Source organism: Treponema brennaborense DSM 12168 (assembly GCF_000212415.1).
In the GTDB taxonomy this organism is placed as follows: Bacteria; Spirochaetota; Spirochaetia; order Treponematales; family Treponemataceae; genus Treponema_F; species Treponema_F brennaborense.
The window spans coordinates 2511351-2537945 of sequence record NC_015500.1 but is presented as its reverse complement, the minus strand read 5'-3'; the positions used below and the strand labels follow the sequence as shown (position 1 = coordinate 2537945).

24 protein-coding genes are annotated in these 26595 nt (G+C 54.0%); 16 read left to right on the top strand and 8 right to left on the bottom strand.

Annotation, left to right across the window (positions count from 1 at the left end):
- Positions 1 to 11: 11 nt before the first annotated feature.
- Positions 12 to 2297: an ATP-binding cassette domain-containing protein gene (locus TREBR_RS11075; protein WP_013759262.1), complete on the bottom strand. Its 2286-nt coding sequence runs from the start codon at positions 2295 to 2297 to the stop codon at positions 12 to 14.
- 70 nt (positions 2298 to 2367) lie between these two features.
- Here TREBR_RS11075 and TREBR_RS11070 point away from each other — a divergent pair, with 70 nt between their 5' ends.
- Positions 2368 to 4488 (top strand): methyl-accepting chemotaxis protein, encoded by a 2121-nt coding sequence (locus TREBR_RS11070; protein WP_013759261.1) that lies wholly within the window; start codon positions 2368 to 2370, stop codon positions 4486 to 4488.
- A 141-nt stretch (positions 4489 to 4629) separates the two neighbouring features.
- Here TREBR_RS11070 and TREBR_RS11065 read toward each other — a convergent pair whose 3' ends face one another.
- From TREBR_RS11065 to TREBR_RS11050, 4 genes are all read right to left on the bottom strand, one after another.
- Positions 4630 to 5799: a pyridoxal phosphate-dependent aminotransferase gene (locus tag TREBR_RS11065; protein ID WP_013759260.1), complete on the bottom strand. Its 1170-nt coding sequence runs from the start codon at positions 5797 to 5799 to the stop codon at positions 4630 to 4632.
- Positions 5799 to 6284, bottom strand: coding sequence for an Lrp/AsnC family transcriptional regulator (locus tag TREBR_RS11060; protein WP_013759259.1), 486 nt, complete (start codon positions 6282 to 6284; stop codon positions 5799 to 5801). The genes TREBR_RS11065 and TREBR_RS11060 overlap by 1 nt, the downstream gene beginning before the upstream one ends.
- Before the next feature lie 240 nt (positions 6285 to 6524).
- Positions 6525 to 7382, bottom strand: a complete 858-nt coding sequence (locus TREBR_RS11055) for a metallophosphoesterase family protein (RefSeq protein WP_013759258.1) — start codon at positions 7380 to 7382, stop codon at positions 6525 to 6527.
- The gene (locus tag TREBR_RS11050) at positions 7379 to 8140 is read right to left on the bottom strand and encodes a hypothetical protein (RefSeq protein WP_013759257.1); all 762 of its coding nucleotides are present in this window, start codon (positions 8138 to 8140) and stop codon (positions 7379 to 7381) included. Before TREBR_RS11050 ends, TREBR_RS11055 begins: the two co-directional genes overlap by 4 nt.
- Positions 8141 to 8266: 126 nt before the next feature.
- On the opposite strand from TREBR_RS11050, the gene arfB reads away from it, so the two are divergent.
- From arfB to TREBR_RS11025, 5 genes are all read left to right on the top strand, one after another.
- Positions 8267 to 8683 (top strand): alternative ribosome rescue aminoacyl-tRNA hydrolase ArfB, encoded by a 417-nt coding sequence (gene arfB, locus TREBR_RS11045; protein ID WP_013759256.1) that lies wholly within the window; start codon positions 8267 to 8269, stop codon positions 8681 to 8683.
- A 240-nt stretch (positions 8684 to 8923) separates the two neighbouring features.
- Complete coding sequence (locus TREBR_RS11040) at positions 8924 to 13156, top strand: phosphoribosylformylglycinamidine synthase subunit PurQ (RefSeq protein ID WP_013759255.1); 4233 nt, start codon at positions 8924 to 8926, stop codon at positions 13154 to 13156.
- A 61-nt stretch (positions 13157 to 13217) separates the two neighbouring features.
- Complete coding sequence (locus tag TREBR_RS13845; protein ID WP_013759254.1) at positions 13218 to 14210, top strand: thioredoxin family protein; 993 nt, start codon at positions 13218 to 13220, stop codon at positions 14208 to 14210.
- On the top strand, positions 14211 to 15515 hold the full coding sequence (locus tag TREBR_RS11030) for a hemolysin family protein (RefSeq protein ID WP_013759253.1): 1305 nt from the start codon (positions 14211 to 14213) through the stop codon (positions 15513 to 15515).
- Complete coding sequence (locus TREBR_RS11025) at positions 15512 to 16795, top strand: hemolysin family protein (protein WP_013759252.1); 1284 nt, start codon at positions 15512 to 15514, stop codon at positions 16793 to 16795. The genes TREBR_RS11030 and TREBR_RS11025 overlap by 4 nt, the downstream gene beginning before the upstream one ends.
- A gap of 127 nt (positions 16796 to 16922) precedes the next feature.
- Here the strand turns inward: TREBR_RS11025 and TREBR_RS11020 are convergent, their stop codons facing one another.
- The gene (locus tag TREBR_RS11020) at positions 16923 to 17687 is read right to left on the bottom strand and encodes an RluA family pseudouridine synthase (RefSeq protein ID WP_013759251.1); all 765 of its coding nucleotides are present in this window, start codon (positions 17685 to 17687) and stop codon (positions 16923 to 16925) included.
- A 289-nt stretch (positions 17688 to 17976) separates the two neighbouring features.
- Here TREBR_RS11020 and TREBR_RS11010 point away from each other — a divergent pair, with 289 nt between their 5' ends.
- From TREBR_RS11010 to holA, 5 genes are all read left to right on the top strand, one after another.
- Positions 17977 to 18267 carry an HPF/RaiA family ribosome-associated protein gene (locus TREBR_RS11010; RefSeq protein WP_013759250.1) on the top strand — a complete coding sequence of 97 codons (291 nt, stop codon included), beginning with the start codon at positions 17977 to 17979 and terminating at the stop codon, positions 18265 to 18267.
- Positions 18268 to 18455: 188 nt separating this feature from the next.
- On the top strand, positions 18456 to 19445 hold the full coding sequence (gene hprK, locus TREBR_RS11005; protein WP_041610853.1) for an HPr(Ser) kinase/phosphatase: 990 nt from the start codon (positions 18456 to 18458) through the stop codon (positions 19443 to 19445).
- Positions 19446 to 19512: 67 nt separating this feature from the next.
- Entirely contained in the window at positions 19513 to 19779 is a 267-nt protein-coding gene (locus tag TREBR_RS11000) for an HPr family phosphocarrier protein (RefSeq protein ID WP_013759248.1), read from the top strand.
- Between the two features lie 6 nt (positions 19780 to 19785).
- Positions 19786 to 20400: a transcriptional repressor LexA gene (lexA, locus tag TREBR_RS10995; protein ID WP_013759247.1), complete on the top strand. Its 615-nt coding sequence runs from the start codon at positions 19786 to 19788 to the stop codon at positions 20398 to 20400.
- Positions 20397 to 21443, top strand: a complete 1047-nt coding sequence (gene holA, locus TREBR_RS10990; protein ID WP_013759246.1) for a DNA polymerase III subunit delta — start codon at positions 20397 to 20399, stop codon at positions 21441 to 21443. Before lexA ends, holA begins: the two co-directional genes overlap by 4 nt.
- Here holA and TREBR_RS10985 read toward each other — a convergent pair.
- Complete coding sequence (locus TREBR_RS10985) at positions 21438 to 21662, bottom strand: YdbC family protein (RefSeq protein ID WP_013759245.1); 225 nt, start codon at positions 21660 to 21662, stop codon at positions 21438 to 21440. The genes holA and TREBR_RS10985 overlap by 6 nt on opposite strands.
- Positions 21663 to 21888: 226 nt before the next feature.
- On the opposite strand from TREBR_RS10985, the gene TREBR_RS10980 reads away from it, so the two are divergent.
- Both TREBR_RS10980 and TREBR_RS10975 read left to right on the top strand, forming a co-directional pair.
- Positions 21889 to 22827 (top strand): hypothetical protein, encoded by a 939-nt coding sequence (locus TREBR_RS10980; protein WP_013759244.1) that lies wholly within the window; start codon positions 21889 to 21891, stop codon positions 22825 to 22827.
- A complete protein-coding gene (locus TREBR_RS10975; RefSeq protein WP_013759243.1) occupies positions 22824 to 23519 on the top strand; it encodes a LysM peptidoglycan-binding domain-containing protein in 696 nt (231 codons plus the stop codon). The genes TREBR_RS10980 and TREBR_RS10975 overlap by 4 nt, the downstream gene beginning before the upstream one ends.
- A 64-nt stretch (positions 23520 to 23583) precedes the next feature.
- Here TREBR_RS10975 and TREBR_RS10970 read toward each other — a convergent pair whose 3' ends face one another.
- Positions 23584 to 24150, bottom strand: a complete 567-nt coding sequence (locus TREBR_RS10970) for an NUDIX hydrolase (protein WP_013759242.1) — start codon at positions 24148 to 24150, stop codon at positions 23584 to 23586.
- A gap of 97 nt (positions 24151 to 24247) precedes the next feature.
- On the opposite strand from TREBR_RS10970, the gene TREBR_RS10965 reads away from it, so the two are divergent.
- Genes TREBR_RS10965 through pgsA form a run of 3 tightly spaced genes read left to right on the top strand, consistent with a single transcriptional unit; the run spans position 24248 to position 26433 of the window.
- Positions 24248 to 25069 (top strand): cytidylate kinase-like family protein, encoded by an 822-nt coding sequence (locus tag TREBR_RS10965; protein ID WP_013759241.1) that lies wholly within the window; start codon positions 24248 to 24250, stop codon positions 25067 to 25069.
- Entirely contained in the window at positions 25066 to 25794 is a 729-nt protein-coding gene (locus tag TREBR_RS10960; protein WP_013759240.1) for a hypothetical protein, read from the top strand. The genes TREBR_RS10965 and TREBR_RS10960 overlap by 4 nt, the downstream gene beginning before the upstream one ends.
- Positions 25795 to 25842: 48 nt before the next feature.
- A complete protein-coding gene (gene pgsA / locus TREBR_RS10955; protein ID WP_013759239.1) occupies positions 25843 to 26433 on the top strand; it encodes a CDP-diacylglycerol--glycerol-3-phosphate 3-phosphatidyltransferase in 591 nt (196 codons plus the stop codon).
- The last annotated feature ends 162 nt before the right edge of the window (positions 26434 to 26595 follow it).

Sequence of the window (26595 nt, the reverse complement as noted above, 5' to 3'; positions counted from 1 at the left end):
GGCTCCTCCCGTCAGGAATAAAAGCGTGCGGTCAGCGCGTCCGCCAGAATATCGGCACGTTTGAGCGTCCGCATGATGAGCGGTACGACGAGCGGCAGAATCATGCGGATTCGTCCGGTAAGTCCTTTCGCCTGACCCAACCCGCCGCGGATAAGCTGCACTTTTACGATCAGCGCCGCTTCTTCGGCGAGCAGCGGAATGAATCTGAAAATGATTCCGACGATGAGCACGAGATGCCGCACCGGTACGCGCATAAGTGCGAACGGCGCTAAAAGCGCTTCAAGACCGTCGAGCACTTCCCGCTCGGTAATGGAATAAACGAACACCGCCAGCGAAACGAACGCCGCCGTCAGATGCAGTATCGTAATCGCGCCTGCGTTCAGCTTGGTATCCGTAACGGTCAGCAGCTTCGACGCGTAATACACCGTATCGCCGCGCCCCTGCGGCAGAAAAAACAACTGAAACGCAAAGAAAAGCAGTGCCCAAGGCAGTATTTTGCCGAACGACCGGAACAGTTTTTTCAGCGGATAGCGCGCCGCCGCCGCATAGAGCAGAATGACGGCGATCGCCGCCGCTGAATAGAAAACCGTCTGCATCAGAAACGAAGTGATAAACAATACGCCGAACACGACGTATTTTGCGACGGCGGGCAGTTTTTGAATGAATGAATTTTTTCTGCTGCCTGCGGAAAAAATACTGCCGCAGTTCGCAAAAAACGCAAGCAGCTTCGCACCGGCAAGCGGCGGTTGTTCCGGCAGCGTCGTTCCGATACGGACGTTTTCGGCCGGCTCGCCGCCGTCCGGGGATTTTGCAGTGCTGCCGGGGGCTGCCGAACTGTTGTCCGGGGATTTTGCAGTGCTGCCGGGGGCTGCCGAACTGTTGTCCGGGGATTTGGCACCGCTGCCGGGGGCTGCCGAACTGCCGTTTGTGTCGCCGGTCAGGAACACCGTTCCGTCCTGCGCGTTGGCGAGCCGTATCACGCGGTCAGCCGCCGCCGCTTCGTCTTCACGGTGAGTCGAAAAGAACACCGTTTTGCCCGCTGCGGCAATTTTTTGCAGTATCTGTATAACGGCGCGGCGGCTTACCGGATCCAAACCGGCGGTCGGCTCGTCGAACATCATGACCGGCGTGTCCAGCGCGATAATGCCTGCAAGCGACAGTTTCCGTTTTTCTCCGCCCGAAAGCCGGAACGTGTAACGGTCGGCGAACCGATCGAACGGCAGTCCGGTGGCGTCCATCGCCGCTTTGACCGTGTCGCGCAATTTTTTTCCTGAAACGCCGTTGTTCCGCGGTCCGTACGCAACGTCGTCGCCGGCAAATTCTTCAAACAACGCGTGTTCGCTGTCTTGAAGCGCCAGCGCGGGTCTGGTCTCACTTTTTACGGCTCCCGATGCGGGCGTCAGCAGTCCCGCCGCGATTTCGAGCAGCGTCGACTTTCCGCAGCCGGCCGCTCCCATCAGCGCGTTTAAACTGCCTTGTTCTATAGAAAGTGAAAATCCGCTGAACAGCGGCTTCGCAGGATCGTATGAAAACGAGATATCGTCGAATACGAGCGCGTCGGCTTCGGTTTTTTGCCGATTCCGATCGCCCGAGTCCGTTTTGGCAAGCGAATCGAGCGGATCTCCGAACAGCCGGTACAGTAATTCGGTGTTTTCCCGGAATTCGGTCTGTAAACCGTTAAAAATCAGTTTTCCGTCTTCAAGCGCGATAACCTGTTTCGCCCTGCGCGCTTCGTCGATGTCGTGTGTAATATGGATAACGGAAAATCCGCGGCTGTTCCAATAATCCAGAAAATCGAGCATTTCCGCACGGGATACCGGATCCAGCATGGACGCGGCTTCATCCAAAATCAGTACGTCCGGCTGAAGCGCCAGTATGCCTGAAAACGCGAGCTTCTGTTTTTGCCCCTGCGAAAGGGTCGACGTTTTTTCTTCTATTTTAGAGCCCAGTCCCGTAACCGCCAGACTTTCGTTAGTCCGCCGCTGTACTTCAAAATCGTTCAGTCCCAAATTCTGCGGGCCGAACGCCGTGTCGCTGCCGACGATGCCCGCGACGATCTGATCGTTCGGCGACTGGAACACGATACCGGTTTTCGTTCCCCGTATGAACGATATCGTTCCCGCCGACGGATCCATAAATCCGCAAATCAGCCGGGCGAGCGTACTTTTTCCCGATCCGTTCGTTCCGAGCACTGCAAGGTAACCGCCCCGTTCAAGTGTAAAAGACACATCCTTGACGGCGGCGATTCCGCTGCCGGTATATGCGTATGATACAGAATCAACTTGCAGTATTTTCATACGCGAAGTATATACTTTTTTACTTTGCAATGCTATAGTTATTTCGTTATATTATCCCGTAGGAGTATATATGGCTAATACGAAACTTGCGGATTCTTCTAAAGCTTTAAAGAAATTATCAGTATATAAACAACTGTTTCTTCCCGTGTTCTGCGCCGTTATCGGCAGCTGTGCGGCGGTTTTTCTGCTGGTAAACGGCGGTACCAACCGATCCATGAAGCGGAATTACCTTGAACAGTTGACCGAAAAATCGACGTTCGTAACCGCCATGCTGCAGCAGGAAGCTGCCGCTCTCAAACGGGATATGCAGCTCGTTGAAATGTCTCCGCTTCCGGCACAGCTGATCCAGGCCGGAACCGTAAGCGACGCGACTCTTTTTTTGCGGACGTTTCGCGATTCGTACGGATTTAAAAACGTTTCGCTGGTAAACGCGCAGGGCGACGTGGCGTTCACGTCCGAAATGAGGGATTCGTTCGTTCTTGCATCTGAAAAATCGGTGATTGCAAGCGCGCTGGCCGGCACCGTTTCGGTTGCGCTTACCGTCAGCGACAGCGCGCTCCAGTATTTGACGGCCGTTCCCGTCCGGAACGCTGCCGGTGAACTCGTCGGTGCGATGACCGCGCGGAAATCGCTTTCGGATAACGATTTTTTGACGAAATACCGCAAACTCGTCGACAGCAATATTTCGGTGTTCGTGGACGACGTGCGGGTCGCGACGACGCTTACCGACAAGAGCGGCAAAAGCCTTGCCATGACGAAGCTCGACGATCGGAACATTCTCGATACGGTGTACACGCAGAATTCTCCGTTTTTAGGCGAAACGGCCGTAGGCGGCAGACAGTATCTGTCCGCGTATTTTCCGCTCGAAACGGCCGAAACCGCGCATAAAGCGATGTTTTCAATGGTGATTCCGGTTTCCGATATACAGGCGTTCAAGCTGAATCTTATCTGGGCGGTAATGCCGATCATCCTTTTGATGATGATTTTTATCAGTTTGGTTATCGTCGTCCTGATGCGCCAAATCGTCATAAAACCGCTGCGGGGCGCGTCTATTGCGTTTGAAAATCTGAACGGCGCTTCCGGCGAGTCCGATTTAACGTACCGGATTCCCATTCTGCGCGAAGATGAAATAGGAACGATGTGCCGTTCGATCAACACGTTTATCGATGGACAACACGCGCTCATTTCCCAGCTGAAAGAATCGGAAACTCAGCTGCATGAAATCGGTGAAAGTCTCGGTTCAAGTTCCCAGCAGGCGGCGAGCGCGACTGCGCAAATTATGGCGAACATTCAGGGCGTGCACCGTTCCGTCGAATTGCAAACCGGCGCCATTTCCGAAGTGCAGAACGTATTGGAACAGAGTATCGCCGGTATTCAAAATCTTGACCGCCAGATAGAAAATCAGAGTTCCGGTATCGTGGAATCTTCCGCGTCGATTGAAGAAATGGTCGGAAACATCAGTTCCGTGTCGAATTCCGTGCGTAAGATGAGCAGCGAATATCAGGATCTGATTGCGATCACGGAAGAAAATAAAACGCGGCAGGCGCAGGTACACAAGAATATCGGCGATATGGCCGAACAGTCGCAGCTTCTTATGGAAGCGAACAGCGTCATCGCCCGTATCGCGTCGCAGACGAACCTGCTCGCCATGAACGCGGCGATTGAAGCCGCCCACGCCGGTGAAGCCGGCGCCGGTTTTTCCGTCGTTGCCGACGAAATCCGTAAATTGGCGGAGGATTCCAGCAAACAGTCCCGCGCGATCGGGCAGGAATTGAAGAAAATTTCAAAAACGATCGGTGAAGTCGTCGATACGTCGGAATCTTCCCGGCAGGGCTTTATGCAGATTTCCGGCAAAATCATGGAAACCGACCATCTGGTTAACGAAATCGACAACGCCATGATCGAACAGAAAGAAGCGTCCCAGCAGATTCTTGAAGCGCTGCGCGATATAAACCAGTCGACGTCCGACGTTCAGACTACTTCAAAGCAGATGCGCAGCGGTATAGAGCGCGTCAACGAAGAGATAAGCAAACTGAGCCAAATAGCGGATACCGTTTCCGGCAGTATGGATGAAATGCGTGAAGGCGCGACCGAGATAACTTCGTCCGCGGAAAACGTTTCCGATATGGCGCGCCAAACGCAGGATAATATCCGGCATTTGGACGTGCTGATCGGCAAATTCAAATTATAGCCCGTACGCCGGCGCGGCATATGTTGCCGGCGGGCTTGCGGGCCGGACGGTGATTGCGCTGCCGGCGGACTGTGGCTTGCACGGCTATTGCACTGCCGTGCGCCTGGTTCTGCCGTGCCGCCCGTGTTTATTTTACGGAATTTACGCTTTTAAAGACGCGACCATACGCGCAATTTTTTCCAGCGCGATTTTTATTTTGTCTATGTCCGTCGCGTAGCAGCAGCGGATATAGCCTTCGCCGCCGGCGCCGAATACGCTTCCGGGAACGACGGCTACCTGATATTTTTCGATCAGCTGCGTGGCGAATTCTTCCGACGAAAGTCCGGTGGAACGGATGTCCGGAAAAATGTAAAACGCGCCGTCCGGTTCGGTTACCGGCAGCCCCATTTCACGGAACGCTTTATACATCAGATTGCGGCGCTGCTGATATGAAACGCGCATTTTTTCAACTTCGTGCCAGCCGGAACGCAGTCCTTCAAGCGCCGCGTATTGACTCATGATCGGCGCGCAGATAGTCGAATACTGGTGCAGTTTGTACACCTGTTCCATCAGATCCGCGGGGCAGCACATGAACCCGATCCGCCAGCCGGTCATTGCGAACGCTTTTGAAAATCCGTTGAGCGTTACGGTGTAATCGTGCATACCCGGCAGTGAACCGATGGAGCAGTGTTCTTTTCCGTCGTACACCAGTTCGCAGTACACTTCGTCCGATAACACCCAAATTTGGTGTTTTTTGATCACTTCCGCAATTTTTTCGAGTTCCGCACGCGGAATCATGCGTCCGGTCGGGTTGCTGGGGCTGCACAGCATCAGCGCTTTCGTACGCGGCGTGATCGCCGCCTCAATCTGTTCGGCAGTGGGATAAAAACCGTTCGCCGACGTGTCCAGATGAATCAGTTTTGTGTCGCACAAAGCGGCGAGCGGCTGATACGAAACGTAGCACGGTTCGCAGATGATTATTTCATCCGCGGGATTCAGGATGGCACGGAGTACCGCGTCTATCGCTTCCGATACGCCGATGGTGATCAGCACTTCGTGCTTGGGATCGTAGTGCATACCGTACCGTTCCGTGTAGCGGGCTATTTCGTTCCGCAGTTCCTGGAGCCCCCAGTTCGACGTGTACGACGTATGCCCCTGTTCCAAATGGTAATACGCTTCCTCTCGCATGAGCCACGGCGTGGTAAAATCGGGTTCGCCGACGCCGAGTGAAATGACGTCGTCCCTCCCCTGAATCAATTCAAAAAACTTGCGGATTCCGGAAGGCGGTGTTTTTACGATTTTTCCGGAAAACTTATCTTGCCGTGTGTTCATTATGCGGTTACCCCTTCGCGGCGGTCTTTTTTCTCGTCCACGTACAGCACGTCGTTTTCTTTATACGTTTTGAGAACGAAATGCGTTTTGGTGCTCTTTACGCCGTTCAGCGTGGAAAGTTTGCGGGCTACGAAGAACGCGACTTCCTGCAGTGATTCGCCCTCGATGATTACCTGCAGATCGTATCCGCCGGACATCAGATACAGCGCTTTGACCTGCGGAAAGCGGTAGATACGTTCGGCAATCGCGTCGAATCCGTGTTCCCGTTCCGGCGTTACCTGAATTTCGATTTCGGCACGGACTTTTTCTTTGGTTTCCGCTACTTTTTCGGGATTGACGATGGCGGCGTATTTGAGGATAACGCCGTCGGCTTCCAGTTTATGCATGGCGGCGGCGACTTCGGCCGGTTCTTTTTTGGTCATTGCGGCGATGTCTTCAACTGAAAGCCGCGCGTTGTTCTGCAGTAAATTTAAAATTTCTTCCATAAACTATAGCCCCTTGGAAAAGATGGAGGCTGACCGAATGCTTCAGTTTTCGGGCAGTTTCCTTGAATACAGCCGGCCGGGCCGGCAAAAAGCGGCGAAGTTTTGAGTCGGCGCCGTTTCCGTACAGAGTACCCGTTTTTTATTCGCGTTGCAAGTGGTTTTTCATGCCGGCGTGCAGTCGGAATCCGACCGGCCGCATTATCGGTTGCGACCGTATTCCGTCAGCGGCTGTGCTTTCTTTCAGTTGCGGCCGTATTCCGTCCACGAAACGGCAGCGTTCGTTTCGTCTACGTGCAGTTCTATCCACGCCGCGTTGTCCAAAAAGCCTTTGACGACCAATTCCGAAAATGAGCCGAAATTGAACGGCGGTTTTCCCGGATGATAATGGCCGGTGAACACGGTTTTCACGTTGTTCCGCGCAAACGTGTCGATCAGCAGTGCCCGTTCTTTCGTGTCGGACAGTGCGAAATAAAAAATGCCGCCGCCGTATACGGGGTAGTGCGTAAACACCAGTTTGGGGCGGGGATCCGCCTGCATTTCTCGTATCATATTCTGCAGCTGCGGTTCACCGAGCGTGCCGTTTCCCGAATCCAGAAAGTACCAGGCGAAGTTCTGCGTATAAAATCGGTAATACGAATTATACGGTTTTACGTACGTTTTCCAATACCGCCAGCCGGTTTTGTACAAATCGTGATTACCGACGACGCCGTATACGGGAACTTTTCTCTCTTCTATTTTATCCGCGAACGCTTTGTATTGTTCAAATTCGGATTTTTCGCCGTGTTCGGCCATATCGCCTAAAACGAGGCAGAACGCGGGTTTTGTTTTTTTTTCATCGAGCCAGGTTAAAAAACGGTCGTCCGGCCGGCTTTTGTCCGCTCCGTAATGTACGTCGGTGAGAATCACGCACGTGTACGAATCCGCTCCCTCGGCGTAGATCGGAGTCGGGATATCGGTTATGGTTGTGCTGCGTTTGGAAACTTCGTAACCGCGGTTCAGCGCTTCGCTTATTCCGTATCGGCACGACTGAAATGTGCACGCCGCTATAATGCAAAGCAGCAGGTACGCGGCGGAGTTTGTGTGCAGAGTTTGCTTCATTTTGTACTTCCTGTTTGGGGAAGCGTATACCGGATGGCAACGTTTCCCAGTATGTTCGAGACGTACGAGGTCAGCGTGAACATATCCGAATACCGTACCATCAGACTGCTTTCAACGGTAAAATCCGGCGTTACTATCCACCCCAGTTGCATTTCGTACGTCGGCGTGCAGAAAAGCGGATAATAGAACGTGTCGTGCGAATATATTTTGAACGCGATTTTCATGCGGTTTCGCAGGATGCTTGAGAACGACAGCGTCGTTGCAATCGAGTCGTCCCTGAGCAGGGGAATCGCCGGAAGCCGGTAAAAATCGGTCAATTTCAATAGATACGAACATTCGGCGGTTACCAGCAGCCGATCCGGTCTGCCAACCGTCGCCTTCGCGCCGAACAGAAAATTATGTTCCATGCTGTAATTCATGAACAGGTCGAAATTATACTCGATTTGCGGCCCGAACGAAAACAGCCGCATCCTGAGCGGCATCCAGGTTCCCGCGACCGTTATGTCTGAACTTTCTGCGCCGAGTTTTATTCCCGCCAGTAAGGAATACGCCGATTGCGAAAACTCGTACGTGAACGAATTGGCGACGTCGGTCGCTTTGCGATCCCTCGTCGTTTCCACTTGCATTTTGAATGTCAATTCGTGCCGGCCCGGCGCCGTTTGCGTAGCCGACGTCTGCTCGGCTGCAGATTGTGCTGCCGGGTAAACTGCGGCAGCGATAAAAAGTGCGAGTACACGGGTACAAATGCTTCGGTTCATGTGCAGAGTATCGCATACTGGCGGGGCGTATGTAAAGACTTGTATACTTGCTAACTTGCGGAATTTCTTTTATACTCATATATATCTTTAAGGAAACGGAATACATGACCGCGCAAGGAGTGCCACGTGAACCGTGCTGAAATCCGGCAGTCGATTCTTGAGCAGGCGGCGTTTTCGTTTTCCCGCTCGGGCGGCCCCGGCGGGCAGAATATCAATAAACTGAATACGAAAGTGCACGCGTCGGTGCCGCTTGCGGAGCTGCGGGGGCTGTCCGAAGCTGAACGCGCTCAGGTTGCTTTTCGGCTCAAAAATAAAATTACGCAGGACGGCTGTCTGTGCGTCGCCGTGCAGGACGAGCGCGTGCAGGAACGGAACCGGCAGATCGCACTCGACCGGCTTGAGCAGCTGGTCGTGCAGGCCGCGGTTATTCCCAAAAAACGTAAAAAGACCAAGCCTTCGCTTGCTTCGCGGGAAAGGCGCCTGCAGGGCAAAAAACTGCGCGGTGCGTTAAAGCGGAACCGCTCGTGCCGGTTGGACGGGTAATCGGCGGCGCTGGCTATTGGCGCCAGTTGGCCGTTTGCATCGGCTGACCGGTACCGGCTTGCCGATGCTGGCTTTAACCGCTGACGCTGTCGTTAACCGCCGACGCTGGCTTTACCCGCCGACGCTGGCTTTACCCGCCGATGCTGTCGTTAACCGCCGCGTGTACGATTGTCGCGTAAACTGCTGCAGTCGGGCTTCAAACACATTGCAATTTTTCAGCATAATCTTTACAATAGGAAAATGTTCCGTTTATATATAGAAAGAAAACCCGGTTTTCAAAATGAAGCCGCCCGCATTCATTCCGAATTGACCGGCTTCCTCGGCATTACAAGTGTAACTGGCGTCCGGTATGTCAACCGGTACGATATCGAGCATACGAGCGAACGGCTCGTTCACGCCGCAGCTTCCCGGATTTTTTCGGAACCGCAAAGCGACCGCTGCTGTTTTTCCCGGCTGGCGCTGAATCCCGACGAAACGGCCATCATTTGGGAATATCTGCCCGGTCAGTACGATCAGCGGTCTGATTCCGCCGAACAGTGCCTTTCCTTGCTGCAGGCGGGCCTTGAACGGGAGTCGGCGGATGTATCCGCGGAAAAACCGAAAGTCCGCTGTGCAAAAATGGTTATTCTTTCCGGAAACGTTTCCGTTCAGGAACTTGAAAAAATCCGCGCGTACTTGATCAATCCGGTTGATTCCCGGCTTGCTTCGCCCTCGGTTCCCGAAACGCTGTCGTTGGAAACGACCGTGCCCGGCGATATTCCGGTTGTAAACGGATTCATTTCATATTCAAAAGATGAATTGGCCGCGCTTCACGCAAAAATGGGTTTGGCGATGGATCTGGCCGACATCGAGTTCCTTCAGAATTATTTCAAAACCGTACGGCGGGATCCGACCGAAACCGAAATCCGCGTACTTGATACGTACTGGTCCGATCACTGCCGGCACACGACGTTCAATACGGTGCTCGATTCCATCAGGATCGAAGACGGGCCGTACGCCGACCGATTCCGCGCTTCCCTGCAGCAGTATACGGACATGCGTACCGAATTGTACGCCGGCCGCAGCGACAAGCCGGTAACGCTGATGGATATGGCGGTTATCGGGGCAAAATATCTTAAAAAACACGGCAAACTCGACGACATTGAACTTTCACCGGAAATCAATGCGTGTTCGATTTATATCGACGTTCATTACACCGAACCGAACGCGGATACGGCCGCCGCTTGTGCTCGCCTCGATTCGTCCGCTTCCGCCGAAAAAACGGAACGCTGGCTGCTTATGTTTAAAAACGAAACGCACAATCATCCGACCGAAATCGAACCGTTCGGCGGCGCGGCCACCTGCATCGGCGGTGCGATCCGCGATCCGCTTTCCGGCCGCTCCTGGGTATATCAGGCGCTGCGCGTTACCGGCGCGGCTGATCCGACCGTGCCGGTCTCGAAGACGCGCGAAGGCAAACTGCCGCAGATGAAACTGACGCGCGAAGCCGCCGCCGGATTCAGTTCTTACGGAAACCAGATCGGACTGACGACCGGCCAAGTCGCCGAAATGTATCATCCCGGCTTTGAAGCGAAACGCATGGAACTGGGCGCGGTTATAGCCGCCGCGCCGGCGGACACTGTTATGCGGGAAGAACCAGAATGCGGCGATATCGTCGTACTCGTCGGCGGCGGTACCGGACGCGACGGTATCGGCGGCGCGACCGGTTCTTCAAAAGTGCATACGGCGAAGTCCGTAACCGAAGCGGCTGCGGAAGTGCAGAAAGGCAACGCAGTTGAAGAACGCAAAATTCAGCGATTGTTCCGTAATCCCGCAGTCAGCCGTCTGATTCGCCGCTGCAACGACTTCGGCGCCGGCGGCGTCGCGGTCGCCGTCGGCGAACTGGCGCCCGGCCTTACGATAAACCTCGACGCCGTTCCCAAAAAATACGACGGACTGAACGGAACCGAATTGGCCATTTCCGAATCACAGGAGCGGATGGCGATCGTCGTCCGTAAATCGGACGTGCAGCAGCTGCTCGACGCCGCCGCTGCCGAAAATCTGAACGCCGCCGTTATTGCGGAAGTGACCGACACGAACCGCCTCGTCATGACCTGGCGCGGAAAAACCATCGTAGACATAGAGCGTTCGTTTCTCGACACTGCCGGCGCAAGCCGCAGTGCGGAGGCTGTTATCGCGTCGCCCGATCCGGCGGCTTCCCCGCTGGCAAAACCGCTCGATTCGGTTATCGCAGCCGGAATACCTGCGCACGTTCCCGCTGCGAGCGGCGGCGTAACTGCGAGCGGCGGCGTAAGTGTAGCAGCGGCGCCCCGCGTAACTGCGAGCGGCGGTGCGGAACTCGATTCGGCAGACAGCCGCGCCGTTTCGGCGGAAACGCTCGGACTCGCCTGGAAGGCCTGTCTTTCGGATCTGGCCTGTTGCTCGCAGCGGGGACTGAGCGAACGGTTCGACGGATCCATCGGTTCCGCGTCCGTGCTGTTCCCGATGGGCGGAAAATATCAGTCCACGCCGGAAGCCGGCATGGCGGCCAAAATTCCCGTGCTTCCGCCCCGTGAGACGTCCACGGTCAGCCTGATGTCGTTCGGTTACGATCCCCGCGTCGCACAGTGGAGTCCCTGGCACGGCGCGCAGACGGCGGTTCTTTCTTCGCTTGCAAAAATCGCGGCGATGGGCGGTAATCCCGCCCGGTGCCGTTTGACGTTTCAGGAATATTTCGAGCGTACCGTCGACGCCGCCGCGTGGGGAAAACCGCTTGCGGCGCTGCTGGGTGCGCTCGACGCCCAGAAATCGGCCGGTACCGCCGCTATCGGCGGAAAAGACAGTATGTCCGGCTCGTTTCAGGAACTGACGGTTCCGCCGACGCTGGTGTCGTTCGCCGTCGGTACGGACTGCGCGGGACGGGTGCGCGGCGGTTCTTTCGCTGCTCCCGGTCATTCCGTGTATCTGGTTTCGGTGCCGTATTCAAAAGATTTTGCACCCGATTTTGAAACTTTCAATAAAAACACCGCCGCATTGTACTCGCTCGGTGCGTCTTCCGTATGCGCCGCGTATCCTGTAGGCGCGGGCGGAATCGCCGAAGCCGTATCCAAAATGGCGTTCGGAAACCGCGTCGGATTCGTTCTGTCTTCCGTGCCTTCGCCCGTTTCCGAAACCGGGTCTGGCTGCCGTTCCGCTGCAAAAAGTACGAGCGCGGCGGATCTGTTCGTGCCGAGATACGGCGACATCCTGATAGAAACGACCGTTCCGCTCAGTGCGTCCGATTTTGCAAAAGCGGGTTTCGTGCCCGGTACCGTCGCGCTGCTCGGTACGACGCAGGTTCAGCCGGAAATCACGGTCGCCGCGGCGGCTCTGCCTGAAGCGCACCTCGATCTTGCCGAATGCCAGCGTGTGTGGGAAACGCCGCTTGCCGCCGTTTTTCCGCCGGTATCCGCGGAGGCTTCGTCCCGGTGCCCGCCTTATCCCGAATTCGCACGCCGCGTGCATCCGTCGCTTGAAGCGGCTCGCGCCGCCGTGCACGGTGATCATGTCGCGGCAGGTGCTGAGTGCGCCGCCGTGCACGCTCGGCGTGCGGCCGTATGCGGCAATCGCGCCGCTTCGGATTCCCGCTGCGGTTCGGCAGTAAAACCGCGCGTGCTGGTTCCGGTGTTTCCGGGCACGAACTGCGAATACGACATGGCGCGCGCGTTTACGCTTGCCGGTGCCGATTCAAAGATTCTGGTGTTCCGCAACAATACACCGCAGGCTCTTGCGGATTCGCTTGCCGAACTTGAGAACGAATTGTCTGCCGCGCAGATTCTCGCGCTTTCCGGCGGATTTTCCGCCGGCGACGAACCGGACGGTTCCGGCAAATTCATTGCGAACGTACTGCGTGAACCGCGCGTCCGCGACGCGGTCATGGCGCTGCTCGAAAAACGAGGCGGACTCGTCTTGGGTATCTGCAACGGTTTTCAGGCGCTGATAAAAACGGGACTTCTGCCGTACGGAAAAATACTCGAACCGTCGGAATCCATGCCGACGCTTACGTACAATAACGTCGGCCGCCATATTTCCCGTATCTGCCGCACGCGCACCGTTTCGGCGCTTTCACCCTGGGCGCGGCATCCGTCCGTGTTGGACGGCCGGGTGCATTACGTACCGATTTCACACGGAGAAGGCCGCGTCGTTATGGACGATGCGCTCGCCGAACAGTTGTTCGCTTCCGGCCAGATTTTCAGCCAGTATGCGGACGAGCGGGGCGAGCCCGCCGTCGCCGAACCCGATAATCCGAACGGTTCCGCGTTCGCCATCGAAGGCATGACCAGCCCCGACGGCCGTGTTCTGGGCAAAATGGGGCACAGCGAGCGGACGATCGGTACCGGACGGTTCGGCTGTTCGCGCGATTTAATCAAAAACGTTGCGGGCGACCCTGCGGTGAACGACAGCGGTAATTCCTGTGAAAATCTGTTCGCCGCCGGCGTAGCATATTTTTCGTAAAGCGGGTATTATATACAGAAACGCGTCCATTTATCGAACGGGACGCCTATTAGGAGAAACGATGAAAATTATACGGAATCAAATTCTGAGATCTGCGCTGTTCGCGGCTGCAGTATGTGTCGTCGCGGTAACCGCAGGCTGTGCGGAGAAACATCCGGACTGGCTTACGGATTATGAACAAGCGCAGGATCGTGCGCAAAAGCAGCATAAAAACATGTTCCTGTTTTTCAGCGGAGAAGACTGGGACGGCATAAGCACGCAGCTGCGCTCGTCCGTTTTTGACACGCCCGAATTCATCAAAGCTGCGCAGGCCGATTACGTGCTCGTGCACCTCGATTTTTCCGAATCGCTATACAATAGTGCGGAAACTGCGGAAGACGCGACCGAAGCTGAAAAAAAAGCCGCCGCACAGGCTGCCGAAACGCTGCAGAAAAACGCCGATGCGGCTTCTGCGTATTCCGTTCAGGGAATGCCGACCGTGCTGCTCGTAACTCCGGAAGGTTACGTGTTCGGTTCCATACCGTATGATGAAACGGTTTCAACTGCCGCACAGTATATCCAGCTGCTGAACGCGTATACGGAGACCCGCGAAAAAACCGCTACCCTGCTGAAACAGATAAAGAATAAAAAATCACTCGATAAAGTTACGGCTATCGATCAGTTGTACGAGCTGCTCGAACCGTCGTATCGGTATTTGCTGATCGATTTGATCAAGGAAGTCCCCGAATCGGATCCGCAAAACGAAAGCGGTCTGGTCGGTAAATATCAGATTCAGATTGCGTATTCAAACGCAATGGATGCGTTCGCAAGCGGCGACGTGCAGGGTGCCGTTCAAGGTTTCGTTGACGCCATTTCCGGCGGCTATCTTTCTGCGGAACAAATGCAGGAGGCGTATTATACGGCCGCGTATCTGCTCGCCGTTACGCAAAGCGGCGACAACGCACAGGTACTTGCCTATTTGAACAACGCCTACGACGCCGCACCTGAAAGTGAAATTGCCGATTCTATCAAGATGACGATCGAAGCCGTGTCTGCTCAGGGGGAACAGGAGTAAATGCCCCCGTCAGACTCTCTTCCGGTACCGCAGGAGCCTCCGCCTGCGCTTGCAGGCGTAACCGGTATTCTGGCCGCTGTTGCGGTACTGATTCTGCTGTCCATGATCTTTTCGGCATCGGAAAGCGCGTTTTTATCCATTAATAAACTGCGTATCCGTTTTTTACGTACTAAAAAAGATAAACGCGCCATCAACGTCGGTAAATTGCTCGACCGCAAGGAACGGCTTTTAAATACGGTGTTGGTGGCGAATAATATCGTCAATATTGTGATTTCCGCGCTGCTGACTTCCGTTGCGCTGCAGCTGTTCGGACCTGCCGGCGTGGGAATCGCAACCGTTTTCGCCACCGTCGTTTTGCTGATCTTCGGTGAAATTACCCCAAAAACGGTCGGTTCCCGCCATCCCGAACCAGTCGCGTTTCTGTTCGCTCATATCGTTTCGTTTTTCATGAAACTGCTGTCGCCGCTCGTGTTCGTTTTTACCCGAATTTCACGGGGAACGGCACGGCTGTTCGGCGTAAAACTTGAAACGCAAACCGTTTCGTTTACGGAAGAGGAAATCAAAAATTTTATCGACGTGGGTGAGGAAGAAGGCGTTCTTGCCGAGGGCGAAAAAAAAATGCTGCATCGGGTGTTTAGATTTACCGATCTTGCGGCAAAAGATATCATGATTCCCCGTACGAAAATCCTTGCGATTCCCGTTTCGGCCGAATACGATACGATTCTCGAATTGTCCCAGCGTTCAAGGTTGTCGCGGTTTCCCGTTTACGGCGACGACATGGACGATATCGTCGGTATTTTATACGTTAAGGATATGCTGTTTTACAACGGAAATCCCGACGAGTTTTCCGTGCGCGACATCATGCGCCCGCCGCTGTTTATCGTCGGTTCCAAAAAAATGTCGTCGGTGCAGCAGATGCTGCGCGAAAACAATCAGAGTCTTGCCGTCGTTATCGACGAATATTCCGGTACCGACGGTATTCTGTCCACGGAAGATATTGCCCGCGAAATTTTCGGTACGCTGAGCGACGAATATTTTACGCCGCTGCCGCCGCCTGCCACTAAAATCAACGAACGGGAGTCGGTCGTCGACGGAACGGTGCGTCTCTCCGCCATAGCCGAAAAATTCGGGATTTCGTTGCACTCCGATTTTTACGACACGATTGCGGGCTATGTCAGCGAAAAGCTCGACAAAATACCGGTGCCGGGCGACTGTATTACGGAAGGCGGCTACACGTTTACGGTGTGCGACGCCGACGATCTGCACGTCCGTTCGATTCACATCCGCAAGGACGGTGACGAATGAGTATCGTGTTGACTGCGTTGCTTCTCGTACTGCTGGTTTGCGCGTCGGCGTTTTTCTCCTCATCGGAAACGGCGTTTTTGTCGTTGTCCCGGATCACCGTGCGTCAGCTGGTGAAAGACAACGTTCCCGGTTCACGCCGGATCGCCGCGCTGAAAGGCGATATAGATCGCGTGCTGACGACGATCCTGATCGGAAATAATTTCGTAAACAATTTGGCCTCGTCGGCTGCGACGGCGCTCGCCGTATCGCTGTTCGGGCAGCGCGGCGTAGGAGCCGCGACGCTCGCCATGACGGTGATCATTATTATTTTCGGCGAGATTCTGCCCAAAACGATCGCTTCGTATAAAAACGTCGTTACGGCGCAGCGCGCTGCACTGCCGCTGACGGTGCTGCAGAAAATGATGTTTCCGCTCGTGTGGGCGTTTTCGATGCTGACCAAAGGCGTCGGACTGTTCGTGGACACATTGTGGAAGTCTGATACGCCGCTCGTTACGGAAGATGAACTGAAAACGCTTATCGCCGTGGGCAACGCGGAGGGCACGCTCGAGAAAACCGAAAAGGACATGCTGTATAAAATTTTCGAGTTTACCGATTTGCGGACCCGCGATATTACGCGGCACCGGTCGCTCGTAAAGGCCGTGTCTGCGGACGCTTCCTACACGGAAGCCGCCGCCGTTTTTTGCAGTACCGGTTATTCGCGTCTGCCGGTGTACGCCGGCAACGAAGACGAATACGTGGGACTGCTTCATTACAAGGATTTGCTTTTTTATTACGAAACGCAGCCCGCCGCGCGCAGACTGGATGCGGCGCAAGCCGGTTTCGTCCGCTCGTGCATGAAACCGGTTCTGTTCGTTCCCGAAACGAAATCGGCCGTTTCACTGCTGCATGTGTTCAAAACCGAACGGGTCAATTTCGCCGTCGTCGTGGACGAACACGGCACGAACAGCGGAATCGTTACGATGGACGATATTCTGAACGCCGTTATGGGGCGCATCACCGACGAATACGCTTCGCGTGAAACGCCGCCGGAGGAGCGGATAAAAATACTTTCCGGTACCGATTTCCTTTTGCCCGGAGATTTGCGCCTGAGCGATCTGAACGGTATTTTCAGCCTTCGCTGCACGTCGGACGATTTCGATACGCTCGGCGGCTGGCTGCTTGAACAGTTCGGATATCTGCCGTCGATCGGCGAAGTGTTTAAGTCGGGCAAATATGTGTTCGTTATCGAAGATCAGGCGCAGCGGCGCATCCAGTCGGTCAGACTCAAGATTGCGCCGTAAAATCAGCCGCGTGCGCTGAACTCGTATGTGCCGAGCCTGCGCACTGTGCCTGCATGTGCTCCCGTGTGCTGAACTCGTATGTGCTGAGTCCGTGCGCCCCGAGGCCGTATGTGCTGAGTCCGTGCGTCTAGTCGGCCGCGGTGCCGGCGGTGAGCGGATCCGTACCGTACAGTTTTGTCAACTGTTTGCGCACGGCGTCCATGTCGCGCTGGTACGGCGCGGTGAACGTCATCCGCTCGCCGGTTTCCGGATGCGTTACGGTCAGCCGGTAGGCGTGCAGGGCAAGCCGCGCCAAAAGCGGCCGCTCGTCGTCGGGGTCGCCGTTCCAGGAGCGCTTTATTTCGGAAAGCCGCACCGGTTTCTGATTGCCGCTGTACAGCGGATCACAGACGATGCCGAGTCCGTTCGCCGCGAGGTGCGCGCGGATTTGATGCGTCCGTCCTGTCTCGGGGCGCGCTTCTATCCACGAGTACGGCGGACACACGCCGAGCAGGGTAAAATCCGTTACCGCGCTTTTTCCTTCGCGTTTGTTTACGACGGTGCGATGTCGCGCGTCGCCGTCGGGAATCAGTTTCAAATCGACGTGCAGCGACTGCCACGCCGGCCGGCCGTTTACCAGCGCGTGATACACTTTTTCAACTTCCCGATTTTGGAATTGCAGCGAAAGCACTCGGTGCGCTTCCGCCGTGCGGGCGTATATGACGATTCCCGAAGTGTCTTTATCGATGCGGTGAACTGCGTATAATTTTCCGAATTCGTCGGAAGCCGCCGTGTCGAGGCGCGGCGCGTCCGGATCGTAGCGATCGGCCGCTACCAGCAGGCCCGATCTTTTATTTAAAACGACGATGCTGTCGTCGCCGTACAATACGGTGTAGGAAGTCTGTTGTTTCATGTCCACAGTGTAGCAGAGCCGCGCGTCTTTGTCAAAACGCAGCTTTTGTCAAAACGCACGGCGCGCATATCGGAACGGCGCGGTTGTGCCGGACACGGCGCACTGCCGAATCCCCGCGTGCTGCCGAATCCCCGCGCGCTGCCAAATCCCCGCGCGCTGCCAAATCCCCTCGCGCTGCCGGGTTTCAAAAAGAACTTGATTTTTACCCCATACCGTGTATACTTTATAAAGGTACGGAATTAAGCCTATCGTTTTTTCCCGTAATGTTCATTTTCTGTATGGAGGTTTTATGACAACATCGATGAGCGCAGTAGGGTTTGATTTTGAACAGGATCAGACGGATCTTATCAATAAAAAAATAGAACGTATCAAATATGCAGACGATCTTATCGTCGATTTCATTTTGCGTGTAAAAGAAGATAAAAAATTCATTTTTGACGCTACCGTCAATTTCCGCTGGGGTTCGGCGGCGCACGTTTCCGCGGAAGATTACGATTTCGCCGCGGCACTCAATAAAATGATGGACGTGCTCGACCAGAAAATAAAAAAAGAAAAAGATAAAATTCAGGAAAAAAAATAATATCGATCGTCGGCGGACAGTAAGAGTGCGTGATGCAGCTTGACCGCTGTTCCGCAGTTTCTGCTGTCCGATTTTATATACGGCTGCGTTCAGGCTTTGATGCGTTCAGGCCTTGCTGCGTTCAGGCCTTGCTGCGTTCAGGCCTTGACCTTGCAAAAAATCCGCCGAGCGTGTATAGTATGCCTATAATGGCGGATAAAAGTTTTACGGTTCTTGATCTGCTCGATCTGGACTTAAAAGCTCACAATTCTCTGAATCTTCACTGTATAAGCGGACGCAAAGGTCTCGTTCGCGGGATAACCGTTCCCGATCTGAACCGTCCCGGACTCGCGCTTTCCGGATTTTACGATTCGTTCGCGTATAAGCGCGTACAGCTGTTCGGCCGCGGTGAAGTTTCATATCTGATGAAGCTTGTTTCCGAAAACAACTTCGACGGCATCCGTCAGCTTTTTTCATACGAAATTCCCTGCTGCGTGTTTACGCACGATCTCGAACCGCCGGCAGCTTTCACCGCCATTTCGGAAGAATCCGGCTGCGCCGTTTTGCAGACGAATCTCGAATCCACGGAATTTTCGACCAGACTGCTGCGCGTGTTTTCCGATATTTTTGCGTCCAAAAAAACGATCCACGGCGTTCTGGTTGAAGTGTACGGCGTCGGCATCATTCTGACCGGCGATTCCGGTGTCGGTAAAAGCGAAACCGCGCTGGAACTGATCGAGCGCGGACATCGGCTGGTTGCCGACGACATCGTGGAACTGCGCTGCGTGAACGGAAACACGGTCCTCGGCCAAGGGGCGAATAAAATGATCAGTCACCACATGGAAATCCGCGGCCTTGGTATCATCAACGTTTCCCAGCTGTACGGCGTGGGCGCGATCCGTGAACAAAAAGAAGTGCAGTTGGTCGTAAAACTTGAAGAATGGGATTCCAATAAAATATACGACCGGCTCGGAACGGACGAACATACGATAGAGCTGCTCGGCGTCAAGATTCCGCTCATAGAAATTCCGGTGAAACCGGGACGGAATCTGCCCATCATCATAGAAACCGCCGCCATGAACGAACGGCTTAAATCGATGGGCTATTATTCGGCGAGGGATTTCAATCAGAACGTTTTAAAATGGATAGAAACCGGTACGGCTCAGGCTGCCTATTACGGCAGTGACGATTCGTATTGATAAAGAAAAGCCGTTCGGAGCGTCTGCTGCGTTTTGAACGGCGGTAAATTACTCTAAGGGGAACAGTGTGACTGAAAAAATCGTAACAGTACGTAACCGCGCGGGTATTCACGCAAGACCGGCGGCACTCATTGCCCAGACGGCAAACAAATTCGCTTCGGAAGTGCTGCTTGAAAGAGACGACACGACCGTCAATGCGAAGTCCATTATGGGTGTCATCACGATGGCCGCCGGTTACAACACGACTTTAACGGTGCGGGCGAGCGGATCCGATGAAGCCGCTGCTGTTCAGGCGATTTATTCACTTTTTGAAAATAAATTCGAGGAAGAATAGCGGCGCATGAAAGAACTGACTGACAAGCAGCAGCAGGTATTGAACTTTATCCGCAGCTACAGCGAAGAAAATTCATGTCCTCCGACGTTCCGCGAATGCGCCGAGCATTTTGGGATTTCGCTGCGTGCCGTTCAGTGCCATTTTGCCGCTCTCCAAAAAAAAGGCTGCCTGTCTCAGCCGGATAAACGTTCGCGTTCCATCCGCGTGCTGATAGACGATCCCGAATCGGAAAAAAAAGCCGCCGTTACGCGGGTTCCGCTTTTGGGAACGGTGGCTGCCGGCAAGCCGCTGCTGTGTGAAGAAAATCTCGACGGGTACGTCAGCCTTGCCGAACCGTTCGTACGCTCCGGCCGCACGTATTTCGCGCTGCGGGTGCGCGGCTGTTCAATGATAAACGCGGGAATTCTCGACGGCGACATCGCCGTTATAGAACAGTGCGAAACCGCCCGCAACGGTCAGATCGTGGTCGCGGTGCTCGACGAGTCCATTACGCTCAAACGCTTCTATAAAGAGGCGTGCCGTATTCGGCTTCAGCCGGAAAATCCCGATTTCAAACCGATTTATTGCCAGGACGTTCGCGTTGTCGGCACGCTTTCCAACATCATTAGGACGTACGGATGAGCGCTGCTCCGGTTTATCTGTTTACCGGGCCCGAATTCGGTGAACGCAACGACGCCGTGTTGAATCTCCGGATACAGATGCGCAAGCGTCTGGGCGATCTTGACGAATACACGTTTTATACCGCGGATACCCGAGTTGCGGACGTCGTTTCGCTGCTGATGAACGAATCGCTTTTTGCCGCGGCGCGCTTTATCGTGCTGAACGGTGCGGAACAGATCAAAAAGAAAGAAGACCTTGAACTGCTCGACGGATGGATTCGGTCCGCCGCGTCCGGAAAAAACGCCGCCGGCTCCGCGCTGATTCTGGTGTCGGAAGAAAATTCCTGCGATAAAAAACTCGAAGCGCTGATCCCGAAAGAAAACAAGCGCATTTTTTGGGAAATGTTCGACGATCGCAAAGAAGAATGGATCCGCAATTTCTTTAAAAAAGCGGGATACGGCGTTGAAAACGACGCGGTAACGACTATACTCGATCTGGTTGAAAACAACACCGAAGCGCTGCGTACCGAATGTTCCCGCTTTTTTCTGTGTTTCGACAAAGGCCATACGGTCGGCGCGTCCGACGTCGAGCAGATATTGGCGCACAATCGCGAAGAGTCGCCTTTTACGCTGTTCGACGCGTTTACCGATCTGGCGCGGAACCCGGCGGCGCGCTTGGAAGCGTCGCTTGAAATTCTGCAAAAATTGCGGATGTCCAAGGATTCTTCGGGAGTGCAGCTTATCGCCGGACTGACGTATTGTTTCCGCCGTTTGGCCGTTTGGCATCGCCTGTTCGCGGAAAATCCGCATCCGTCCGATTTCGATTTGAAAATAAAAGGTTTTTCCTCCAAAAAAGCGCAGAAACAATATCGCGCGGCGGCCCGTATATGGAACGCGCCGCAGACTTCGCTCATTCTTGCCGCGCTGGCCCGCACCGATATGGATATTCGCACGGCGGGCACTGCTTTGGAAGATACGCAGCTTCAACTGCTGCTGTACGCAATCGTCATGAAAAACGGCGAAACGCTTGAACGTGAAGAAACGGAGAGCGAACCGCTTTTATAAGTCGAGCGTGCCGAGCAGTTTTTTCAGTGCCTGCAACTCTTCTTTAGTCAGCGTTACGCCTTTGCCCATTTTCTGATGATCCGGAGCCCAGCTTCTGACGTCGTATTTGGGTTCCCTTCCGCCCCAGGATACCAGATTCAATTCCATCGTCCAGCCGCCTTTTCCTTGGGAAAGTTCTCCGAACCGTTGGGTAATTTCAAATGAAAAATCATCGGCCATATATACCTCCAATACGTACAGTATATCACGAAAACTAAAAAAGGGGCTTTTTTTTCAGTGTTCGCCGTCTTTTTTGTAAAAATGGGCCGATAAAAGATTGCTTGAAAAATTATTCTGCTGTATCTTTATAACGGAAACGTGTTTTACACAGCAACGGCGGTATTGCGGAGTCGTTTCCGGATGCTGCGCTCCGCAGTGATGCCGCCGTGCTTATTTAGGAGGAAATATGAAAAAGCATATTTTTATTACGGGTATACTCTGCTCGCTTGTAGTGCTTTTTGCCGCGGCGTGTAAGTCAACTCCCGAACCGGAACCGGAACCTGATACGTCCATAGATCAGAATCTGTCGTCCGGAGACGTTGCGTCGGAACCGGAGATTAGCACGGTTCCTGCGGAACCCGAAATTCCCGTTGCCGATTATACGGCGACGAATGCCGAACGGTTTGCGGCGGCGGTTGCGGCACGCGAGTCCGCGCAAGCGTCCGGTGCGGCCGAATCTTTCGGCGATGCGTTCGGAGCGGTTGACGCGGAGTACGCCGAAGTGCAAGCGGCGTATGAAGAAAATCCGGCTGCGGATTTGTCCGATCGAATCGACGATGTAACGGCAAAATATAAAGCGCTGGAAAAAGTCGTCGCGGTTCAAAAGCTGCGCGAGCGGATTGTCAGTCTGAATTTTACCGCCGCCGCTCCTGACGCGCTGCGGCAGGGAGACGAAGCGTACGCCGCGCTGTCCGAACTGTACGAGACCGGTGCGCAGGGAAAAGCGCTGCTCGCAAAAGTCTCGGAAGCGGAAACCGCGTATAACCAGGTGCTGTCCGCCGGTTTCAAATCGCTTTCAACGCAGGAACGCGCTTCGGCCGTTCAATATAAAACTTCCGCGGAAGAAGTGAAAGCTCAAGTTGCCGATAAAAAGGCGTACGCGGAGGCTGCGCTTCTGTTCGGAGCTGCGGACACGGCTTTTGCATCCGGAGATTTCGAGCGCGCCTATACCGATTTTACGAAATCGCACGTGGCGTTCCGTGAAATTTTTGAAAGGGTTTCCGCAAAACGCGGCGCCGCGCAAGAAGCGATGCTCCGCGCTCAGCAGAAGATCGACACCGCCGCCGTTTTTGCCGCGGAAGCCGACGAACTTGCCCCGATTCAGGATACGGAGGTTCAGGAATGAAAAAGACCGTTTTCACCGTTTGTTTATTGCTGACGGGACTGGCCGTTTTTGCCGCCAGTTACGCCGACAACGAATATCAGAAACTTGCCCGCACGTATTACGCTCAGGCTGCCGAAGCGTTCGACTCCGGCGAATACGACGCGGCGGTCGAATATACGCAGAAGGCGGAAGAAAACGCCGAATTGTCCCGTGCGTATATCGCGCTGATGCTGGAACGCAGCGACGCGGACACGCAGATAAAAGTTGCCAGAAACCGGTTGGTGTGGGCAAAAAATATCCGCGCGGACGTCAATTATCCCATGGCGTACACGGCGGCAACCCGTGCGATAGAAGACGCACAGAACGCTTTTGCAGCTGAAGAGTACGCGACTGCGTCGGGAGCCGCAAAACGTGCTATGGAATCACTCGCCGGTGTCAAAGAAGTGGTGCCGCTTCCGAAATACTACGTCGTTCGGCCGTGGGCTGATACGAAAGATTGTTATTGGAACATCGCGGGTAAACCGTACGTGTACGACAATCCGTTTTTGTGGGAAAACCTGTATCAGGCGAACAAAAACAATATGGAAAATCCTTCGGACCCGAATTTGATTCATCCGGGCATGAAAGTTGAAATTCCGAGCATTTCGGGCGAATACCGCGAGGGAACGTACGACCCCGCGGTAAAATACGACTCGTTTTCGGTGCACAGATAAGCGCCGTTTGTAACGATCGTCGTTCGTAACGATCATTATTTTTTCGGATCGCCGGAACGGTGTGTTACCGTTCCGGCGATTCTTTTTTGTCCGTATGCTGCCGGTACAGTTGCAGCGCGGCTGCCATCAGCGCGTGCGGAAATTCTGCGCTTCCCATTTTTTCATATACTTGCTCGGCGCTCAGCGTAAAATAGTCGACGAATTCGTCGGGATCCAAATGCTGCGTTCCCGTTGCTTTCAGTTGTTCCGCAGCGAAGCAGTGCACTTTGTTCGTCATGAGCGCGGGGTTGGGACTCATGCTGCCTAACAGCGTCAGTTTTTCCGCAATAAAACCGGTTTCTTCAAGCAATTCGCGGCGCGCGGCCTGTTCCGGCAGTTCTCCCTCGTCGATCACTCCGCCGGGAAATTCGGTACTTTCGGCTTTCAGTCCGTGCCGCCACTGGCGTACCATAACGAACCGTGCCGGATCTTTCAGTACCGGCACGACGATCACCCAGTCGGGTGCATCCATGATGATATAATTTCCCTGCTTTCCTTCAGGAGAAACGCTCTGTGTTTCAAGAACCGTCATGACGCGTGTCTGCAGCAATTCTGTTTCGGCTATTTGATTCCATCTCAATTTTTTACTCATAGTTCGTTGATTTCCTTTGACAATCTGCCTGAATGGCATTATTCTATAATCGTAGTTTTTTGAAAAAAACGCAAGTGTTGTAAAAGGGGGAACCTATATGGCCGTTATCACGATATCGCGTCAAGTAGCCGCTTTAGGCGATGAAATTGCTGCCGCTGTTGCGGAAAAAATGCATTATAAATTTATCGACCGGAAGGTTATCGAGCAACGGATTATCGATTTGGGCTTTCCTGCCGATAAATTGAAGAAATATGATGAAAAAAAACCGGGTTTTTTTGCCTCGCTGGCAAAAGATCGGGATGAATATCTGGATTATCTTCAAACTGCGGTGCTTGAAGCCGCTTCCGAAGATAACTGCATTCTGATAGGACGCGGTTCTTTTATTATTCTCGAAGACATACCCAATCTCGTTTCCGTGCGCTTCGTTGCAAAAAACGCGGTTCGGCTTGAGCGTCTTATGAAAGAGTTCAGTTGGGATGAAAAGCAGGCTCAGCAGCGTATCAACGAAAGCGATGCGAACCGGATGGGATTTCACAAGAGTTTTTTCAATCTTGACAACGCGTCGCCCGATCATTTTCATTTGGTCATGAACACCGGTGTGCTCGATATAGAGGCCGCTTCTTCCATTATTACCGGATTGTGCGCCCATATCGTTACGCCGCAGAAAGAAGCGGAAGGCAAAAAGAAAATTGCCGAATTGCTTGCTGCGCAGCGGCTGGTCAACGCGCTCGTTTTTGAACATAAGCTGAACATCAATTTCTTAAAAGCGGTGATCTGCGGTGATAAAGTGATACTGCAAGGCGTTGCCGATTCTTCCGCGCTGGCGGAAAAAGCGACGGCGATCGCTTCAACTCTGATGAAGGGATATACCGTAGAATCCGCGATCAGCGTGGTACAGGATTTTAAGGCGTATCCGTGATTCCGGCTTTGCTGATTACGTGTACGGCGGTTGGCAGCATCTGTGGGGGTGCCGCCGCCGCTTCTTTTTTTATCGCGCTCGGTGCCCGGATATCGGGAAGATCGTGCGGCCGGCATCGGTTTGCTTCCGTGTGTCTGCTGTTGAGTGCGGTCGTCGTGTGCGCCGCCGTGTCCGTCATCACGCTGCCTGCTGAATTTCAGTTTACGCTGTCCGGCTCATGGCGCGTTTATTACGGGGCGCTGTTTGCGTTCGGTGCGGTGCTTTCGTGTTTTTACCGCATCGCCGTGCCGCTGGCCGCGTCGGCGTACGTCGTGTTTGCGCTCGTGTGCCTGCTTTTTTTATATTCCCGATTCGGCGCGCCGCGGCAGGAGTTGAAAGTCGCCGTTTCGGCCGATGTGCTGGCAGCCGGAGGGGTTACGTTCCGTATGGAAAGCGAGTCTCCGTACCGGTATGCGGTCGTCAACGTGTATACGCTGAATCCGGCGCTGCTGCTGCCGCTGCGCCGTACTTGGTGCCGGTTTGCCGGTTTTTCCGACGTCAGGGATTTCGGAGCCGGAGACGAATCTTCCGGTGATTCACGCAGCGGGTTCGGTAATTTGCTCTGTGCCGATAAAGTAACGTATTATATTGAAATCCCCGTTGCCGACGTTGCCTCTGCGCTATACGTCGTAACGTACGGGGTTTCCGGGGGCGAATTGACCTATTCGCTGAACCGTGTCCTGTGAGTATCGGGGACACTTGACATTCCACCGGCTAAAAAGGATACTGAATTCATGAGATTAGCTGATATTTTTACTTTGTCGCGCATCGTACTTGCGCCCGTTTTTTTCGTTCTGTATTTCATACCCGTATGGACGGGGCGTGGCGGCGCCCTTTCGGTCTATATTCTGGTTCCTTTGCTTGCTTTTATGGAATTTACCGACTTTCTTGACGGCTACTTTGCCCGTAAACAGAACAGCGTAAGCGATTTCGGAAAACTTTTCGATCCGTTTGCGGACGTGCTCGTGCATCTTACGACGTTTTTGTGTTTCGTCGTCGGCGGTTATATGCCGGCGGTCGTGTTCGTGCTCATTCTGTACCGGGAGTTCGGCATGAACTTCGTCCGGCTGATCGCGGCGCGTAAAGGCGTTGCGATCGCGGCGCGCAAAGGCGGTAAATTGAAGACCGTTCTGTACGTTGCGACCGGTTTTTATTTTCTCGGCGTTGAAAGCTGCATTCGGCTCGGTTTCGCCGTTTCTGCGAACGCCGCCGCGCTGCATACGGCGGGTATCGTTTTAAGTTGCGTGTGTCTGGTCGCTTCGTACGTTTCGTTCGTTGATTATCTGGTGCAGTTCAAATCGCTTTTCGTAAAAAAAAATTCGTAGGCTGAATTCCGGTTTTTTGCCGCAGTCGTGCGTTACCGATACGTTGCGCGTGCGATAGCTGCCGGGAGCGTGCGCGCGATAGCGGCTGAACGTCGATACTATACGATAATACGCCGGTTTCACGTTATAAGTCGAAACCGGTTTTTATATTCCGCTTTATTT